This window comes from Bartonella sp. MU70NMGDW (genome assembly GCF_042194085.1).
Taxonomy (GTDB): domain Bacteria; phylum Pseudomonadota; class Alphaproteobacteria; order Rhizobiales; family Rhizobiaceae; genus Bartonella; species Bartonella grahamii.
On sequence record NZ_JBHIMK010000279.1, the window covers coordinates 1 to 1,505 of the forward strand.

1 protein-coding gene is annotated in these 1,505 nt (G+C 38.1%); it reads left to right on the top strand.

What is annotated here, in order from left to right; translation table 11 throughout:
• A partial coding sequence (locus tag ACFIKE_RS10445; protein ID WP_375649810.1) for a replicative DNA helicase occupies nt 1-1,385 on the top strand: 1,385 nt, incomplete at its 5' end.
• Between the last annotated feature and the right edge of the window lie 120 nt (nt 1,386-1,505).

Consider the following 1,505-nt stretch of genomic DNA (forward strand, 5'->3'; position numbering starts at 1 on the left):
AAGCTTTGCTGGGTGCTATCATTATCAATAATAATGCTCTTGATAGCGTTTCTGATTTTTTAAAAGCAGAGCACTTTTTTGAACCGTTGCATCAAAAGCTTTTTGATATCATTTCACAAATTATTCAAAGTGGAAAAGTTGCAGATCCCATTACTATTAAGCCCTTTGTTGAAAATGATGCGAAAATTGGTGACATCACTGTATATAATTACGTGGTGCGTTTAGCTACAGAGGCAGTCACAATCATTAATACTAAAGATTATGGAAGCGTCATTTATGATCTGTTTATCCGACGCTCTTTAATTAACCTTGGCACTCAAGTTGTGAATAGAGCTTATGATGCTTCTGTAGAACTTACAACATCACAACAAATTGAAACTGTTGAAAATCAGTTGTTTGAATTGGCAGAAAAAGGGAAATATGGAGGTGGATTTGAAAATTTTAATACAGCCATTACAAAAGCACTTAACATGGCAAGTGCAGCGAAAAAGCGTTCCTCAAGGCTCTCAGGGATAGCTACCCATATCAAAACACTTGATGAGAAAATGGGAGGGTTACAAGCATCCGATTTGATTATCATAGCTGGACGCCCTGGAATGGGGAAAACCTCTCTGGCGACCAATATTGCTTTTAATATTGCCAATGCTTGCAAGCGTCATGATAATAGCCAAGCCAATGAAGGGGGTATTGTTGGTTTCTTCTCACTTGAAATGTCATCTGAACAGCTTGCAACTCGTATTATCTCAGAGCAAATAAAGGTTTCTTCTTCTGATATGCGCCGTGGTAATATCTCAGAAGAGCAATTTGCAAAAATTATTCACGCAATGCGTTCCTTACAAACAATCCCTCTTTATATTGATCAAACGGGTGGTGTGTCTATTGCACAATTGTCCGCCCGTGCAAGGCGTCTTAAACGACAACATGGTCTAGATGTCTTGATTATCGATTATATCCAACTCATGACAAGCGGTTCAAAGCGTTCATTAGAAAATCGCGTTCAAGAAATTACAGCCATTACCACCGGATTAAAAGCACTTGCAAAAGAACTCAATATTCCCATCATTGCTCTGTCACAACTTTCACGCCAAGTTGAAAACCGAACCGATAAACGTCCGCAACTCTCTGATTTACGTGAATCTGGTTCAATAGAGCAAGATGCCGACATTGTTCTGTTCGTTTATCGTGAAGAATACTATCTCAAAAATGAAGAACCCAAAGAAGGCACCGCTGAGTATAGCAAATGGCAAGATGCAATGGAGCAAGCCAAGGGTAAAGCCGAGGTTATTATAGCAAAACAACGCCATGGTCCGACAGGAATCGTTCCCCTTGCCTTTCAATCCGATTTTACACGCTTTAGTGATTTAGCACATAATGTAAAACATTAAATAATTGTTATTAGCTAACTGAAAACATTGTAAAAACACATAAAACATGTTATGATCTTTACATCATTTAATGGGACTTACAAACATGCTTAATAAAGTGATTTTAATTGGTCATTTAGG